Here is a 16,252-nt window from a genome sequence, read left to right on the forward strand (position 1 = left end):
ATATTACGGCCGCATAGCAGCGGGTTCGTCCCGGTTCACGGCGCCGGACCCCGCCGCCACCGGCCGCCGCCGCAGCACGGTCGCCCCCAGGATCAGTGCGAACGCCAGCAGCGTGACCAGCCCGAACGACACCACGAGCGAGGTCGCGTCGGCCACCGCGCCGATCGCCGACGGGGCGATCAGACCCGAGGTGTACGTGATCGTCGCGACACCCGCGATGGCCTGCGCCGGGGCCGGACCGCTGCGGGCGGCCGCCGCGAAGGCCAGCGGGACCACCACCGCGATGCCGAGCCCGATCAGCCCGAAGCCGGCCAGGGCCGCGGCCGGTTCCCGGACCGTGACGACGAGGAGCCCGCCCGCGGTGGCCAGTGCCCCGCCCGCGCGGACCGTCCGTACCGCCCCGAACCGGTCGACGACCTTGTCCCCGGCGAGCCGGGCGAGCGCCATGGTCAGCGCGAAGGCCGTGGTGGAGGCGGCGGCGAGGCCGGCGTCGGTGTGCAGCACGTCCCGCAGGTACACCGCGGACCAGTCCATGCTCGCGCCCTCCGCGAAGACCGCGCAGAAGCCGATCGCCCCGATGAACAGCGCGGACTTCGGGGGCAGCGCGAAGTGCGGCGGCGCCTCGGCGTCCGCGTCGGACCGCAGGTCCAGGACGCCCCCTACGGCGACCAGCCCGGCCGCCGTCAGGGCGAGCGCGGCGATCAGGTGGTGGAGGCGGGCGTCGGTGCCGGTGTGCGCTGCGAACGTGCCGGCGGCCGAACCGATCAGGGCGCCAACGCTCCACATGCCGTGCAGCGAGGACATGATCGAGCGCTTCAGCCGGTTCTCCGTCTCCACGCCGAGCGCGTTCATCGCCACGTCGGACATGCCGGCGGCGGCCCCGTAGAGGAAGAGCACGAGGCAGAGCGTCACCAGGTTCGGGGCGAGGCTCGGGAGGATCAGGGCGAGGGTCCACAGGGACAGCAGCACCCGCAGGGCCGTGCGGGCGCCGAGCCGGTGGTTGATCCGTCCCGCGAGCGGCATCGTCAGCGCGGCGCCGACGGCGGGGAAGGCGAGGGCCATGCCCAGGGTGCCCGCGCTGAGCTGCGCGTGGTCCTGGATCCAGGGGATGCGGGTGGCGAAGGAGCCGGTGACGGCGCCGTGGGCGCAGAAGACGGCGGCGATGGCGAAGCGGGCATGGCGCAGTCGCGCCGGGCTGAAGTCGGTTTCCCCGGTCATGACACGTAAACTATCAGGGACCCTGCCTGATAGTTAGTCTCCGGGAGCTCATAGGATGGGCGCGTGACTGCTGCCAAGGTCCTGACCGCCGCCTCCGCCGCGACCGCCATCGCTCCGTCCCCCGCCTCCCCGAGCACGGCCCGGGCCATCAACGACCGGCTCGCCCTGCGGCTGCTCCAGGACGAGGGCGCGCTGACGGCCACCCAGCTCAAACAGCTGACCGGCCTCTCCCGTCCCTCCGTCGCGGACCTGGTGGAACGCCTCACCGAGGCCGGACTCATCGAGGTCGTCGGCGAATCGGGCGAGCAGCGCCGCGGACCCAACGCCCGGCTCTACGGGATCGTCGCGCGCCGGGCGTACCTCGCCGCGCTCGACGTACGCGTGGACAGCGCGACCGCGGTCGTCACCGACCTGCTCGGACGGCCGCTGGCCCAGGCGGCGCTGCCCGTGGACGCGGTGGAGGAGGCCGTCGACCGCCTGGAGGAACTCGCCCGCGAGGCGGGCGCGGACCGGCTCCACACGGTGGTCATCGGCGCACCGGGCCTGGTGTCGCCGGGCAGCGGCGAACTCGGCGACACCGTCGGACTGCCCGCCTGGCACCGGGACCTGGTGGCGGCGCTCCAGCGGCGGCTGCCGGCCACGGTCGCGGTGGAGAACGAGACCAACCTGGCGGCCCTGGCCGAACAGCGCGTCGGGGCGGCCCGGGACCTGGACTCCTTCGTCCTGCTGTGGCTCAGCGCAGGGGTGGGGGCGGCGGTGGTCCTCGACGGCCGGCTGCGCCGCGGAGCCTCCGGCGGGGCGGGCGAGATCGGCTTCCTCCCCGTGCCGGGCGTCGGGGGGCTGCCCTCGGCCACGAACTGCGAAGGCGGGTTCCACTCGCTGGCCGGGCGCGCGGCGGTGGCCGCGCTCGCGGCGGAGCACGGCTTCGACGGGACCGCCGAGGAGGCGGTCGCGGGCGGCGCCGGCCCGGCGTTCCTCGACGCGCTGGCGGAGCGGCTCGCCCTCGGGGCGGCTGCGGTCGCGGCGATCCTGGATCCCGGCTGCGTGGTGCTCGGCGGGGAGCTCGGGCGTGCGGGCGGGGCGGAGCTGGCGTCCCGGGTCGCCTCCCGGCTCGCCGTGCTGAGCCCGGTCCCGATGGAGGTCAGGGCGAGCGCCCTGGGCGATCCCGCGGTGCTCCAGGGTGCTCGGCTTGCCGCCCGCGAGGCCGCGCAGGCGACGCTCTTCGGGGCCTGAAGCCCCTGAAGCCCCTGCCGCCGGGCCGCCGGGCCGCCGCCGGGCCATCGCCGGGATGCCGCCCGGCTACCGGCGGGCGGTCAGGAACTCGGCGAACGTGCCCCGGCCCACCGCGTGCGACGGAGCCAGGTGGCCGCCCCGCTTGAAGCCCGCGTAGGCCTTCCCCGGCAAGGGGACCGGGAGGAGCGGGCGGCGCTTGCCGGCTGCCGCGAGGTAGGCGCGGGCCGCCTCCTCGAAGCTGAGGACCTCCGGGCCGCCCATGTCCGGGACCCGCCCGGCCGGCGGCCCCGCCGCCAGCTCGGCCAGCCGGTCCGCGACCTCCTCGACCGCGATCGGCTGCCCGCTGACCCCGGCGGGCAGCGGCATCACCGGCAGCTTCGCCATCGCGGCCAGCGCCTGGGCCACCAGATCGTGGAACTGCGTGGTCCGCAGGATCGTCAGGCCCAGCCCCGACGCCTCCAGCATCCGCTCCACCTTCAGCTTCGTCCGGTAGTACGGGAGCGGGACCTCGTCCACCCCGACGATCGAGATGTAGACGACGTGCCCGACCGTCCCGGCCCGCTCCGCCGCCGCGATCAGGTGCCCGGCCGCCACGTCGTCACCCCCGCGCGGGCTGCTCGCGCAGTGCACGACCACCTCCGCGCCCGCCATCGCCGCGTCCAGCCCGCTGCCGGTCCGCAGGTCGACGGGGAAGTCCGGTGCGTGCCGGCTCAGGACGCGGACCTCGTGCCCCGCCGTCCGCAGCCGTTCCACGACCGGCCTGCCCAGGGTTCCGGTGCCTCCGGTGACGAGGATGGTGCTCATGGTGTCCGTTCCTTTCCTCGGCGATGCGTTCACCAGCTGGGACCGGACAGCCCTGGGAAATGTGACAGCCCTCAGGAATGTGACGGCCCTCAGGAACGCGAAAGCTGCCGCTCAAGGAATTCCAGCTTCTCCGGGTTCATCACCGCCCGCGCGCTCTGGACCAGCCCGTCCTCGAACTCCACCTGGAGGACTCCGACACCGCCGACGACCAGGGTGGGCTCCCCGTTGACCTCCGCGAAGGAGACCGGCAGCTCGCCGGAGTACTTGCGCAGCACGCCCAGCAGGAACCGCGCCACGTTGCCCCGGCCCACGACCGGCCGCCGCGCCGCGCTGACCACGCCACCGCCGTCGGACACGAACCGCGCGTCGGCCGCCAGCAGCCCCTCCAGCCGGGCCAGGTCCCCGCTGTTCGCGGCTTCGAGGAAGCTCTCCACCAGGGTCTGCCACTGCGCCGGGTCCGGCTGGAACCGCCGCTCGGGGGCCTTCGCCGCGGCCACCCGTCCCGCCGCCCGCCGGTAGAGCTGACGGCAGTTGGCCTCGGTGAGGTCGAGGAGCCCGGCGATCTCCCGGTGGCCGTAGGCGAAGGCCTCGCGCAGCACGTACACCGCGCGTTCCGTGGGGGTGAGCTGCTCCAGCAGCACGAGCAGGGCCATGGACACGCTGTCCCGCTGCTCCGCCGACTCCAGCGGGCCGAGCGCGCCCTCCCCGGTGAGGACCGGCTCGGGGAGCCAGGGACCCACGTACTCCTCGCGCCGGGCCCGCGCCGAGGTGAGGCGGTTGAGGCACAGGCGGGTGACGGTCTTGGCGAGCCAGGCCCCGGGGTGCTCGATGGGTTCGGCGGGTTCGCGGTCGACGGCGGAGCTCCACCGCAGGTAGGCGTCCTGGACGGTGTCCTCGGCCTCCGCTGCCGAACCGAGCATGCGGTAGGCGATGCCGAACATCCGGGGCCGGTGTTGCTCGAAGTCCGCTACGGAGGCGGTGACATGTGCGATCACGGCATCAGCCTACGAAGTGCCCGTACGGACACGCACGAGGACCCGGTGGCCGCCGGGCCACCGGGTCCTCGTGCTTTCCCCTGAAGGGGGTCCTTCATCCGCCGCCTACCCGGTCAGCAGGCGCCCTGGTCCTTCCAGACGCCCCAGTCACCGGTGGTGCCGGGCTCTTCGTTCTGCGTCCACCACTGGGCCTTCCAGTTGTGGCCCTTGTGGGAGACGAGCGCTCCGCCCGTGTACACGTTGCCCGCGACGTAGGCCGGGTTGGCGCAGGTGCCGCCCGGGGGAGTCGTGGGGGGCGTGGTCGGCGGGGTGGTGGGAGGCGTCGTCGGGGGAGTGGTCGGCGGCGTCGTGGGCGGGGTGGTCGGCGGGGTCGTCGGCGGGGTGGTCGGGGGCTGCGTCGCGCCGCCCGGCTCCACCACCGTCGTACCGCGGGCCAGGTCGCCGGCGATGCCGTACGTCTTGCCGCCGAAGGTCACCGTCCAGTTGGACGGGGTCGAGGTCGGCAGGTAGTAGACGAAGGCCACGTCGACCGAGGCGCCCGGGGCCAGCGACTGCCAGGTGGGCAGCTTCATCGAGACGCGGTTGTAGTCGCCCTTCAGCCCGCCCACGTTGTTGCCCGTGTGGTCGCTGCGGATGACCTTGGTGCCCCAGCCGGACTGGTCCGCGGCGTTGCTCGGCGCGGAGGCGGAGTAGTCGAACTGGAACTCCGTACCGCCGGGCAGGGTCGCCGTGGTGTTGTTGGTGATCGTCAGCTTCGGGCTGATCGGGTAGTTCGAGTCGCCGAGCGGGAAGGCGTCGAACTTGGTGTCGACCTTGATCGCCTCGGTCGGCATGGTGATGGTGGCGCGCGTGGCGCCGTACGGGGCGGCCGATTTGAACTTGTCGTACATCGCCGTCGTCAGGGTGTCGCCCATCTCGTACTGGCCCTTGGCCGTGTTGTACGAGTAGTCGCCGGCGAGCTCCCAGACCATCGTGCCGCCGATGCCCTTGTTGACCACCCAGTCGGCCTTGGCGTTGACGGACTGCTCGTCCTCGGTGGAGAGGAAGACCTTCTTCGCGTCGTTCCACAGCCACGGCGCCACCAGGGTGGAGTCGTACTTGCGGACGTAGGTGCCGGTCAGCTTGGTGTCGGCCGGGAAGCCGTACTTGGTGACGTAGTCACCAACGACCCCCTTCTCCAGGTTCTTCGCGTGCCACATCGGGTTGGACCCGGCCGGGGCCTCGACGCCGTTGCTATCGAGGTCGTGCCAGAGGTTGTCGATGCCGACCGCGCCGTCGCCGCACTTGGTCAGACCGGCGCCCGCCGGGCAGCTGGTGGCCGGGGCCTTGCCCCACAGGCCGTCCGTGCCGCCCTGCACGTTCTTGAAGCCGCGGGTGTAGTACGGCAGGCCCATGTTGATGCGGCCGGCCGGCATGGAGCCGCGGAAGTAGTGGTAGGCCCAGTCCGAGTTCAGGTAGCCGATGCCGCCGTACTGGGAGGTGGAGTAGACGCCGGCCGCGGCGAGTTCGCCGTCCTTGCCGTCGTCGAAGAGCGAGGCGTTCGGGCCGACGAACTCGTTCCAGGCGCCGTGCAGGTCGTAGGACATGACGTTGACGTAGTCCAGGTACTTCTGCATCTGGAACGTCTCCATGCCCCGCAGCAGGTAGCCGGAGGAGGGGGCGGCGACCGAGAGCAGGTAGTGCTTGCCGTCGGAGGCGCCCGCGCGGTCGAGCTTCTCGCGCAGGGACTTCATCAGGGCCGCGTAGCCCTTGACCAGACCGGCGCGCCGCGCGTTGGACAACTGCCAGTCCAGCGGGTTGCCCGCGTCCTTCATGGTGGTCGGGTACTCGTAGTCGATGTCGACGCCGTTGAACCCGTACTTGCGGATGAACTCGACCGAGGAGTCCGCGAAGGTGTCGATGCCGGCCTGGTTGACCGAGCCGTCGGAGTTGGTGGCCATCGAGTAGAAGCCGCCGGAGGCGACGCGGTTGCCGTCGTCACCGAAGTAGCCGCCGGTCTCGGCCCAGCCGCCGACCGAGATCAGGGTCTTGACGTTGGGGTTCTGCTTCTTGAATTTGTTCAGCAGGTTGAAATTGCCCTTGTACGGGAGGGCGGGGTCCATCTCGGCGCCCGCGACGCCCGGCCAGGTCATGCCGGTGGCGGCGTTGTTCGCGTTGTCCGCGCCCACCGAGATCTTGTTGTTGCCGTCGACGTGGGCGAAGGCGTAGTTCAGGTGGGTGACCTTGGACCACGGGATGTTGTTGGGCAGGTAGGCGGGCGTGCCGTCCTTGCCCGTGCGCCAGCCGGTGAAATAGCCGATGACGCGGCGCTGGTGGTCGGCGCCCATCTTCTCGCGGCCCTCGGTGTCGTAGACCGAGCAGTACGGGACGTCGACGCCCGGGGTCTTGTACAGACCGTCGGGGCGACAGGACTCGTTGTCGGCGGCGTGCGAGACGCCCGCCGAGAGGCCCGCGACCAGCAGCCCGGCGATTGCGGCGCCGGACGTCAGGAGCATCGCTCTCGTGCGTGTGGGGGACAGCATTGTGCCTCCTGGGGAGGGGAGGATGGCAGGACACAACAGGCTTAGAAGTAGTGCGTGTTGGCCCGTGACGTGCGCACATCTGACGGGCTGTCTCCCGGGGAAGATGAAGGGAACGTTAAGAGGACTAGACCAACCCGTCAATAGGTCTGGACCAAAGAAGGGGGTCGTGCGGGGGATGTCGGACATCGGGCGGGATCCACCGGATGGCGCAATAGGCGCGCTCGAAAACGACCGAATATGTGACCCAGGCCACATTGACTCACTCGCATGGCCGCCGATCACCCGTGGCACACTGGCTCTAGTACCAGTAGCAGCGCACTCCGGGGTCGGTGTAATTCCGAACCGGCGGTATAGTCCGCGACCCGTCCGCAGCCAGCGGCCGGTTGACCAGGTGAAATTCCTGGACCGACGGTTAAAGTCCGGATGGGAGGCAGTGCGCGGCGGGCCAGTCACCGGTACGCCGCCGTCGGCGGTTCCATCGGCGCACCCCTCGGGATGCGCGACCGAGGGGACCGTGTTTTCCGGCTCAGGCGTCCCCGCGTGTGCTACCCGCTTCATCTGTCGTATCCCGACAGGCCCCGGAGTCCGTGCCCGATGAGGCAGGAGGACCCGGTGGCGACACACGCCGACGCGCAGGACAGCGGCACATCCGACAGCGATGCCCGCGACGGCCGTGCCCTCGACGCACGAGCCATGGCCCGTGCCATCGAGCTCGCCGCCCGCGGAACCGGCTCCACCAGCCCCAACCCGGTCGTCGGGTGCGTGATCACCGACGCCTCCGGCACCGTCGTGGGCGAAGGCTGGCACGAGCGGGCCGGCGGCCCGCACGCCGAGGTCCACGCCCTGCGGGCGGCGGGCCCCGCCGCCCGCGGCGGCACCGCCTACGTCACCCTCGAACCCTGCAACCACACCGGCCGTACGGGGCCCTGCGCGCAGGCCCTCATCGAGGCCGGAATCACCCGGGTCCTCTACGCCGTCCCCGACCCGAACCCGCAGGCCAGCGGCGGCGCCGCCACCTTGCGCGCCGCCGGGATCGTGGCCGAGGCCGGGCTGCTGGGCGCGGAGGCCGAGGAGGGCAACGCCGCCTGGCTGACCTCCGTACGGCTCGGGCGCCCGTACATCCTGTGGAAGTACGCCGCCACCCTCGACGGCCGCGTCGCGGCCGCCGACGGCACCAGCCGCTGGATCAGCTGCCCCGAATCCCGCGCCGACGTCCACCGGCTGCGCGCCGAGGCCGACGCCGTGGTCGTCGGCTCCGGCACGCTGCGCGCCGACGACCCGCACCTCGCGGTGCGCGGACCCGACGGCATCGTCCCCGGCGGCCAGCCGCTGCGGGTGGTCCTCGACACCCACGCCACCATCCGGCCCACCGCCCGGGTGCTGGACGACGCCGCCCCGACCCTGGTGGCCGTGGCCGAGGATGCCGATACCCGCCACCTCGCCGGAGTGGAGCTCGCCCGGCTCCCGTACGACAAGTACGGGATCTCCGTGGACGCCCTGCTCGGCGAACTCCACCGGCGCGGGGTCCGCTCCGTACTCCTCGAAGGCGGCCCGACCCTGGCCGGCGCCTTCGTCGCCGCGGGCGTGGTCGACAAGGTCGTCGGCTACCTCGCCCCCGTCCTCCTCGGCGCCGGGCCGAACGCCCTCGCCGACGCCGGAATCGGCACCCTCACCGAAGCGCTCCGGCTCCGGATCACCGAGACCGTCCGCATCGGCACGGACATCCGTGTCACCGCCGTCCCGGTGGTCCAGTCCGTCCCCACCGTCCTGACCTCCCACACCGCCCTCAAGGAGCACTGAGTGTTCACCGGAATCGTCGAAGAACTGGGCGAAGTCACCGCCGTCGAGGAACTCCCCGAGGCCTCTCGCTTCCGCCTGCGCGGCCCCGTCGTCACCGAGGGCGCCAAGCACGGCGACTCCATCGCCGTCAACGGCGTCTGCCTGACCGTCGTGGAGACCGCCGAGGGCGAGTTCACCGCCGACGTCATGCAGGAGACCCTCAACCGCTCCAGCCTCGGGGCGCTGACCAAGGGCTCCCGGGTCAACCTGGAGCGCCCCATGGAACTGGGCGGACGCCTCGGCGGCCACCTGGTCCAGGGCCACGTGGACGGCACCGGCGAGATCCTCTCCCGCACCCCCTCGGAGCACTGGGAGCTCGTCAGGATCGCGCTGCCGGCGAACCTCTCCCGCTACGTCGTGGAGAAGGGCTCCATCACGGTCGACGGCGTCAGCCTCACCGTGGTCGAGGCCGCGGCCGACTGGTTCACCATCAGCCTCATCCCCACCACCCTCGCGCTGACCACCCTCGGCATCAAGCAGGCCGGCGACCCGGTCAACCTGGAAGTCGACGTCCTCGCCAAGTACGTCGAGCGCCTGCTGGCCGCCGGAGTCGACCCGCTGCACGCGAACCCCCTGGACGGCAAGGGGGAGTCGAAGTGAGCGCCCTGACCTGGCTCAACACCGAGGCCTTCGAGGTCTTCGGCCAGAAGGTCATCTGGTCCGACATGATCGGCAACCTGATCGGCCTGGGCGCCCTCGCCCTCGGCTGGCGCCGCTCCATATGGACCTGGCCCGCCCAGCTCCTGTCCGGCCTGATCCTCGTCGGCGCCTACGCCTCCGCCCACCTCGCCGGCGGAGTCGGCAAGCAGCTCCTCGTCATCGGCGTGGCCGTGTGGGGCTGGCGCGCCTGGCAGCTCGGCAAGCAGAAGGCCCAGGACGGCTCCATCGCCGTCCGCACCGCCACCTGGAAGGAGCGCGGGCTCCTGCTGGCCGGCGCGGCCGCCGGGACCCTGGCCGTCGGCGGACTGTTCACCCTCTACCCGAGCCTGTCGTGGAGCCCGTGGGCCGACGCCTACATCTTCGTCGGCACCATCGTCGCGATGGTCGCCCAGGCCCGCGGCCTGGTCGAGTTCTGGTTCGCCTGGCTCCTCGTCGACGTGGTCGGCGTCCGCCTCGCCTTCAACAGCGGACTGGCCTTCTCCGGCCTCATCTACGTCGTGTACTTCGCCCTCGTCGTCTGGGGCGCCTACGACTGGTACCAGCGCTCGCGCACCGCCACCCCCGCCCCGGCCCTGGAAGGAGCAACGGCATGACCTCCCTGAACCCCGTCCTGAAGCCCGTGCCCGACGTCGAGCTCGAAGAGACCTTCCGGCTCGACCCCGTCGAGCAGGCCATCCGCGACATCGCGGCCGGCCGCCCGGTCGTCGTCGTGGACGACGAGGACCGCGAGAACGAGGGCGACCTCGTCATCGCGGCCGAGAAGGCCACCCCCGAGATCGTCGCGTTCATGATGAGCGAGTGCCGCGGCCTGATCTGCGCCCCGATGGAGGGCCCCGAGCTCGACCGGCTCGAACTGCCGCAGATGGTCCAGCACAACACCGAGTCGATGCAGACCGCCTTCACCGTCTCCGTCGACGCGAGCGCCGCGCACGGCGTCACCACCGGCATCTCGGCCGCCGACCGCGCCACCACCCTGCGGCTGCTGGCCGACGGCGTCTCGGGCCCCGGCGAGTTCGTCCGCCCCGGCCACGTCTTCCCGCTGCGCGCCAAGTCCGGCGGGGTCCTGGTCCGCAACGGCCACACCGAGGCCGCCGTGGACCTCGCCCGCCTCGCGGGGCTGCGTCCGGCCGGCGCCATCGTGGAGATCGCCGGCGAGGACGGCGTCATGCTGCGGCTGCCCGAGCTGATCCCCTTCGCCCGCAAGCACGGCCTGACGATCATCTCCATCGAGGACCTGATCGCCTACCGCCGCTCCGCCGAGCCGACCGTCCGCCGCGAGGCCGAGGTCAGCCTCCCGACCTCCTTCGGCCAGTTCACGGCCTACGGCTACCGCTCCACCGTCGACGGGGTCGAGCACGTCGCCCTCGTCCACGGGGAGATCGGCGACGGCGAGGAGGTCATCGTCCGGATGCACTCCGAGTGCCTGACCGGGGACATCTTCCAGTCGCAGCGCTGCGACTGCGGCCCCCAGCTGCACGCCGCTATGGCGCGGGTCCAGGCCGCCGGGCGCGGTGTGATCGTCTACCTGCGAGGTCACGAGGGCCGCGGCATCGGACTGCTGTCCAAGCTGCGCGCGTACGAGCTCCAGGAGCGCGGCCGCGACACCCTCGACGCCAACCTGGAGCTCGGTCTGCCCGCCGACGCCCGCGACTACGCGGCCGGCGCCCAGATGCTCGCCGACCTCGGCGTCCACAGCGTCCGGCTGCTGACCAACAACCCCGACAAGGCGGAAGCCCTCGTACGGGGCGGCATCAAGGTTTCCGACCGGGAGCCGATGCCCATGGAGGCGGGCGAGCACAACCTCCGCTACCTGCGCACCAAGCGGGACCGGATGGGCCACGACCTGCCCTGGCTGGATGCGGTCACCACGTCCGCCTGCGGCAACCAGTAACACCCAGTAACACCGCACTTAAAACTCGACAAACCGACAAACTGAGGAGCAGAGCTGTGAGCGGCAAGGGCGCACCCGAACTGAGCGTGAAGAACTGCGGAGACCTCCGAGTCGCCGTGATCGCGGCCCAGTGGCACGAGAAGGTCATGGACGGCCTGGTGGACGGCGCCCTGCGGGCCCTGCACGAGCTGGGCATCGACGAGCCCACCGTGCTCCGCGTCCCCGGCAGCTTCGAGCTCCCGGTCGTGGCGAAGGTACTCGCCGGTCGCGGATACGATGCCATCGTCGCCCTCGGTGTGGTCATCCGCGGCGGCACCCCGCACTTCGACTACGTGTGCCAGGGCGTCACCCAGGGCCTGGTGCAGGTGTCGATCGACACCGGAGTCCCCGTCGGCTTCGGCGTACTGACCTGCGACAACGACGAGCAGGCGCTGGACCGCGCCGGGCTCGAGGGGTCGAACGAGGACAAGGGACACGAAGCGGTCACCGCCGCCGTCTCCACGGCCATGACGCTGCGGACCGTCAGCGAACCCTGGCGCTCGTCCAAGGAGTGAACCCAGGCGCTGGGACACCGGGGTGAGCCCGTACCCTAGGGACATCATGGCGAACAAAACCTTCGAAGAGCTTTTCTCCGAGCTCCAGCTCAAGGCCGCCAACGGCGACCCCAGCACCTCCCGTACCGCCGAGCTCGTCGGCAAGGGCGTCCATGCCATCGGCAAGAAGGTCGTCGAGGAGGCCGCCGAGGTCTGGATGGCCTCCGAGTACGAGAGCAAGGAAGCCGCCGCCGAGGAGATCTCCCAGCTGCTCTACCACGTCCAGGTGATGATGGTGGCGCGCGGGATCTCCCTCGACGACGTCTACGCGCACCTCTAAACCCGAGCAGTTCCGCGCGGGCCCCGGCACACCCTGCCGGGGCGTCCGCGCGCCCGTACCCCGTACCCCGTACCCGCACACGTACCAGCACACCCTTTCGCACCTACGCACCAAAGGAAGCCCCATGCTGCGCATCGCCGTCCCCAACAAGGGTTCTCTCTCCGGACCGGCGTCGGCGATGCTCCATGAGGCCGGCTACCGGATGCGCAAGGAGTCCAAGGAACTGGTGGTCGTCGACCCGGACAACGGCGTGGAGTTCTTCTACCTCCGCCCCAAGGACATCGCGATCTACGTGTCCTCCGGCAAGCTCGACATCGGCATCACCGGCCGTGACCTGCTGCTCGACTCCGGCGCCAGCGCCGAGGAGATCCTGCCGCTGAACTTCGGCCGCTCGACCTTCCGCTACGCGACCATCCCCGGCACCGCGAAGGGCCCCGAAGACTTCCACGGGATGACCATCGCGACCTCGTACGAGGGAATCGTCGCCAAGCACCTCGCCGACAAGGGCATCGAGGCCTCCGTCGTCCACCTCGACGGCGCGGTCGAGACCGCCATCCAGCTCGGCGTCGCCCAGATCATCGCCGACGTGGTCGAGACCGGCACCAGCCTGCGCAACGCCGGCCTGGAGGTCATCGGCGAGCCGATCATGACCTCCGAGGCCGTGGTCATCCGCGGCAACGGCACCGACCCCGAGGACCCGCAGGCCCAGCAGTTCCTGCGCCGCCTCCAGGGCGTCCTGGTCGCCCGCAGCTACGTGATGATGGACTACGACTGCCGCGCCGAGCACCTGGAGCGCGCGGTCGCCCTCACCCCGGGCCTGGAGTCGCCGACCGTCTCCCCGCTGCACAACGAGGGCTGGGTCGCCGTCCGCGCGATGGTCCCCGCCAAGGAAGCCCAGCGGATCATGGACGACCTGTACGAGCTCGGCGCGCGCGCGATCCTCACCACCTCGATCCACGCCTGCCGCCTCTGACGGCGGGGCAGCCGCCCCGATCCGCCGCACCCCACCGGCACCACCCGAAGGCATCTGACGAACATGGCCGACGCCGCCTCCCAGCCCGTACCGCCCACCCTGCCGGTCACCTTCCGGCCGACCCGCACCCGGGCCGTCCTGCTGGGCGTCGGCCTGGCCATGTTCGTCACCATCACGGCCATCGCCCTGGTCCTCGACACCCTGCACCCGGGCGAGCGGATCAGCTTCGTCTTCACCGCCGTCCTGCTGTCCTCCGTCCTCGTCCTGCTCAGCCGCCCCAAGGTGGTCGCGGACGAGGCCGGGGTCACGGTCGTCAACCTCACCACCACCCGCCGCCTGGAGTGGGCGCAGATCGTGCGCGTCAACCTCCGCCCCGGCGACGCGTGGGTGTTCCTCGACCTCAGCGACGGCACCAGCCTGCCCGCCCTCGGCATCCAGCCGGGGGTCGCCAAGGCCCAGGCGATCGCCGACGCCCGCGCCCTGCGCGCCCTCGCCGACGCGCACGGAACCGGTTCAAAGAACGACTGACCCCGTCCGGCCTCGTCGCTGCGTCCCATTGCGGGGACGATCTCAGTGACTACCCTGGTACGGGGGCGCGACCCTGCGCCCTCCCACCGGCCCCGGGACCCCGCGGCCCGTGGATACCTGCGACATGAGGAGTGACTCCCTCCAGCAATGGACGGATCGTCCGGTAGTACCCGCGCCGCCCTCCCAGTGGAGGCGGCGGCATGACCATCCCGCTACTCCTGCTCCTGGCGGCATTCGCCCTGATCCTCGCCAACGGTTTCTTCGTGGCAGCCGAATTCGGCCTCGTCACGGTGGAGAGACCCGAGGCCGAACGCGCCGCCGCCGAAGGCGACCGCCGTGCCCGCACGGTCGTCAACGCCCTGCGGGAGCTGTCCTTCCAGCTCTCCGGCACCCAACTCGGCATCACCATCACCTCCCTGGTCGTCGGCATGCTCGCCGAACCGGCCCTCGCCGCCCTGCTGGCCGGGCCGCTCGAAGCGACCGGACTCCCCAAGGGAGCCGTCCCCGGCGTCGCCGTGGTCATCGGCATGCTGCTCGCCTCCGCCGTCCAGATGGTCGTCGGCGAGCTCGTCCCGAAGAACTGGGCGGTCTCCCGGCCGCTCCAGGTGGCCCGCTTCGTCGCCGGCCCGCAGCACGCCTTCTCCCGGGCCTTCCGACCGGTCATCGCGGCCCTCAACGCCATCGCCAACCGGCTCGTACGCGCCCTCGGCGTGGAGCCGGCCGAGGAGATGGCCTCCGCCCGCACCCCCGGCGAACTGGTCTCCCTGGTCCGCCATTCGGCCCAGGCCGGCGCCCTGGAACAGGACACCGCCGACCTCTTCGTACGGACCCTCTCGCTGGGCGAGCTCACGGCCCAGCTGGTCATGACCCCCCGGGTCAGGGTCAAGGCCCTCCAGCACACGGCCACCGCCGCCGACGTGCTCAACCTGACCCGTGCCACCGGCCTGTCCCGCTTCCCGGTCTACCGCGAGCGCATCGACGAGATCACCGGGGTCGTCCACCTCAAGGACGCCCTCGCCGTGCCCGAGTCCGAACGCGCCCGCACCAGCGTCAGCCGGATCTGCGTCGCCCCGCTGCTGGTGCCCGGCTCCCTGCCGGTGCAGCCGCTGCTGGAACGGCTGCGCAGCGAACAGCCCATGGCCGTGGTCGTCGACGAGTACGGCGGCACCGCCGGGGTCGTCACCCTGGAGGACATCGTCGAGGAACTCGTCGGCGAGGTCCGCGACGAGCACGACCTCGCCGAGGACGACAGCCCGGAACTGGCCGCCGTACCCGCCGAGGACGGCCGCCCCTCCTGGGAGGCCGACGGCAGCTGTCGCGTCCAGACCCTGCGCCGGATAGGCCTGGAGGTCCCCGAAGGCCCCTACGAGACCGTCGCCGGCCTCGTCGCCGACCTGCTCGGCCGGATCCCCGCCCCCGGGGACCGCGCCGAACTCCCCGGCTGGAAGCTCTCCGTCCGCCAGGTCGGCCGCTTCCGCGCCGAACGGGTCCGCCTCGTGCGCACCGCCCCGACGGGCACGGTTCCCGCCCCGGCGGAACTCCAGTCGGCGGGTGTCCGGTGAACGCGCTCCAACTCCTCTTCGCCCTGCTCCTCGTCCTGGCCAACGGCTTCTTCGTCGGCGCCGAGTTCGCACTCGTCTCCGTCCGCCGCAGCCAGATCGAGCCCCTCGCGGCCGGCTCCAAGCGGGCCCGCCAGGTGCTCCACGGGCTGGAGAACCTGCCGCGCATGATGGCCGCCGCGCAGTTCGGCATCACCATGTGCTCGCTGACCCTCGGCGCGGTCGCCGAGCCGACCGTGGCCCGGCTGCTGGAGCCCGTCTTCCACGCCGCGCACGTGCCCGAAGGCCTGATCCACCCCCTCGGCTACGCGTTCGCGCTCGCCGCCGTGGTCTTCCTGCACCTGGTCATCGGTGAGATGGTCCCCAAGAACCTCGCCATGGCCGCGCCCGAGAAGACCGCCCTGTGGTTCAGCCCCGGCCTGGTCGCCTTCGCCCGCGTCTGCGGGCCGGTCACCACCGCGCTGGGAGCCTGCGCCACGCTGGTCCTGAAGCTCTTCAAGGTGGAGCCCAAGGACGAGGTCGAGGCCGTCTACACCTCCGCGCAGCTCGGCCGGCTACTCAAGGACTCCCGTCAGGCCGGGCTCCTGGAGCCGGTCGAACAGGAGCGCCTGGAGGACGCGCTGGAACTGGGCAGCCGCCCGGTCACCGACGTCCTCATGGCCCCGGACCGGCTGGTCACGGTCGGCCCCTCCGTCACCCCGCGCCAGATCGAGCAGCTGACGGTACGCACCGGGTTCTCCCGGTTCCCCGTCCGCGCCGACACCGGTGCCTTCATGGGCTACCTACACGTGAAGGACGTACTGGACCTGGAGGACCGGGAGCGGGCCGTGCCCCAGCGCGTCTGGCGCCGGATGACCACGGTCTGCTCCACGCTCCCGCTGGACGACGCCCTCAGCGTCATGCGCCGGGACGCCACCCACCTGGCGCAGGTCGCCGATCCCTCCGGGCGGGTGCTGGGCCTGGTGGCCATGGAGGACGTATTGGAGACCTTGGTCGGGGAGGTACGGGACCCGGCCCACCGGGGGTACGCGCGGAGCGCGTAGCCGGCCGGGGCGGGGGCCCGGCTGCTGGGGCTCCGCCCCAGACCCCGCGCCTCAAACGCCGGCGAGGCTGGATCTTTCCAGCCCGTCCGGCGTTTGAGGACCGGGTCCGGGCAG

At 71.8% G+C, this 16,252-nt stretch carries 15 protein-coding genes and 1 riboswitch; of the genes, 11 read left to right on the forward strand and 4 right to left on the reverse strand.

What is annotated here, in order from left to right; translation table 11 throughout:
* Positions 1-3: 3 nt before the first annotated feature.
* Positions 4-1,218, reverse strand: coding sequence for an MFS transporter (locus ACFXDJ_RS21020; protein WP_384663714.1), 1,215 nt, complete (start codon positions 1,216-1,218; stop codon positions 4-6).
* 63 nt (positions 1,219-1,281) lie between these two features.
* Between ACFXDJ_RS21020 and ACFXDJ_RS21025 the strand changes: the two genes are divergently transcribed.
* Positions 1,282-2,451: an ROK family protein gene (locus ACFXDJ_RS21025; protein ID WP_384663712.1), complete on the forward strand. Its 1,170-nt coding sequence runs from the start codon at positions 1,282-1,284 to the stop codon at positions 2,449-2,451.
* 66 nt (positions 2,452-2,517) lie between these two features.
* Here ACFXDJ_RS21025 and ACFXDJ_RS21030 read toward each other — a convergent pair whose 3' ends face one another.
* From ACFXDJ_RS21030 to ACFXDJ_RS21040, 3 genes are all read right to left on the reverse strand, one after another.
* A complete protein-coding gene (locus ACFXDJ_RS21030) occupies positions 2,518-3,255 on the reverse strand; it encodes an SDR family oxidoreductase (RefSeq protein ID WP_384849892.1) in 738 nt (245 codons plus the stop codon).
* An 89-nt stretch (positions 3,256-3,344) separates the two neighbouring features.
* The gene (sigJ, locus tag ACFXDJ_RS21035) at positions 3,345-4,250 is read right to left on the reverse strand and encodes an RNA polymerase sigma factor SigJ (protein ID WP_384664211.1); all 906 of its coding nucleotides are present in this window, start codon (positions 4,248-4,250) and stop codon (positions 3,345-3,347) included.
* A 113-nt stretch (positions 4,251-4,363) separates the two neighbouring features.
* Positions 4,364-6,772, reverse strand: coding sequence for a chitinase C-terminal domain-containing protein (locus tag ACFXDJ_RS21040; protein ID WP_384660068.1), 2,409 nt, complete (start codon positions 6,770-6,772; stop codon positions 4,364-4,366).
* 311 nt (positions 6,773-7,083) lie between these two features.
* Positions 7,084-7,213, forward strand: a riboswitch (FMN riboswitch).
* A gap of 252 nt (positions 7,214-7,465) precedes the next feature.
* Between ACFXDJ_RS21040 and ribD the strand changes: the two genes are divergently transcribed.
* The 10 genes from ribD to ACFXDJ_RS21090 all read left to right on the forward strand — a co-directional run bounded on the left by ribD (position 7,466) and on the right by ACFXDJ_RS21090 (position 16,138).
* Positions 7,466-8,572 carry a bifunctional diaminohydroxyphosphoribosylaminopyrimidine deaminase/5-amino-6-(5-phosphoribosylamino)uracil reductase RibD gene (ribD, locus tag ACFXDJ_RS21045; protein ID WP_384849918.1) on the forward strand — a complete coding sequence of 369 codons (1,107 nt, stop codon included), beginning with the start codon at positions 7,466-7,468 and terminating at the stop codon, positions 8,570-8,572.
* The gene (locus tag ACFXDJ_RS21050; RefSeq protein ID WP_384660065.1) at positions 8,573-9,211 is read left to right on the forward strand and encodes a riboflavin synthase; all 639 of its coding nucleotides are present in this window, start codon (positions 8,573-8,575) and stop codon (positions 9,209-9,211) included.
* The gene (locus ACFXDJ_RS21055; RefSeq protein WP_384660063.1) at positions 9,208-9,864 is read left to right on the forward strand and encodes a nicotinamide riboside transporter PnuC; all 657 of its coding nucleotides are present in this window, start codon (positions 9,208-9,210) and stop codon (positions 9,862-9,864) included. Before ACFXDJ_RS21050 ends, ACFXDJ_RS21055 begins: the two co-directional genes overlap by 4 nt.
* Positions 9,861-11,162 carry a bifunctional 3,4-dihydroxy-2-butanone-4-phosphate synthase/GTP cyclohydrolase II gene (locus ACFXDJ_RS21060; protein ID WP_384660060.1) on the forward strand — a complete coding sequence of 434 codons (1,302 nt, stop codon included), beginning with the start codon at positions 9,861-9,863 and terminating at the stop codon, positions 11,160-11,162. Before ACFXDJ_RS21055 ends, ACFXDJ_RS21060 begins: the two co-directional genes overlap by 4 nt.
* A gap of 56 nt (positions 11,163-11,218) precedes the next feature.
* On the forward strand, positions 11,219-11,716 hold the full coding sequence (gene ribH, locus ACFXDJ_RS21065) for a 6,7-dimethyl-8-ribityllumazine synthase (RefSeq protein WP_384660058.1): 498 nt from the start codon (positions 11,219-11,221) through the stop codon (positions 11,714-11,716).
* A 46-nt stretch (positions 11,717-11,762) separates the two neighbouring features.
* Complete coding sequence (locus tag ACFXDJ_RS21070) at positions 11,763-12,035, forward strand: phosphoribosyl-ATP diphosphatase (protein ID WP_384660056.1); 273 nt, start codon at positions 11,763-11,765, stop codon at positions 12,033-12,035.
* Between the two features lie 124 nt (positions 12,036-12,159).
* Positions 12,160-13,008: an ATP phosphoribosyltransferase gene (hisG, locus tag ACFXDJ_RS21075; RefSeq protein ID WP_384660054.1), complete on the forward strand. Its 849-nt coding sequence runs from the start codon at positions 12,160-12,162 to the stop codon at positions 13,006-13,008.
* Between the two features lie 63 nt (positions 13,009-13,071).
* Positions 13,072-13,536, forward strand: a complete 465-nt coding sequence (locus ACFXDJ_RS21080) for a PH domain-containing protein (protein WP_384660051.1) — start codon at positions 13,072-13,074, stop codon at positions 13,534-13,536.
* 200 nt (positions 13,537-13,736) lie between these two features.
* The gene (locus tag ACFXDJ_RS21085) at positions 13,737-15,098 is read left to right on the forward strand and encodes a hemolysin family protein (protein WP_384660049.1); all 1,362 of its coding nucleotides are present in this window, start codon (positions 13,737-13,739) and stop codon (positions 15,096-15,098) included.
* The gene (locus ACFXDJ_RS21090) at positions 15,095-16,138 is read left to right on the forward strand and encodes a hemolysin family protein (protein ID WP_384660047.1); all 1,044 of its coding nucleotides are present in this window, start codon (positions 15,095-15,097) and stop codon (positions 16,136-16,138) included. Before ACFXDJ_RS21085 ends, ACFXDJ_RS21090 begins: the two co-directional genes overlap by 4 nt.
* Positions 16,139-16,252: the final 114 nt, after the last annotated feature.

It is taken from the genome of Streptomyces sp. NPDC059443 (genome assembly GCF_042750105.1).
GTDB lineage: Bacteria > Actinomycetota > Actinomycetes > Streptomycetales > Streptomycetaceae > Streptomyces.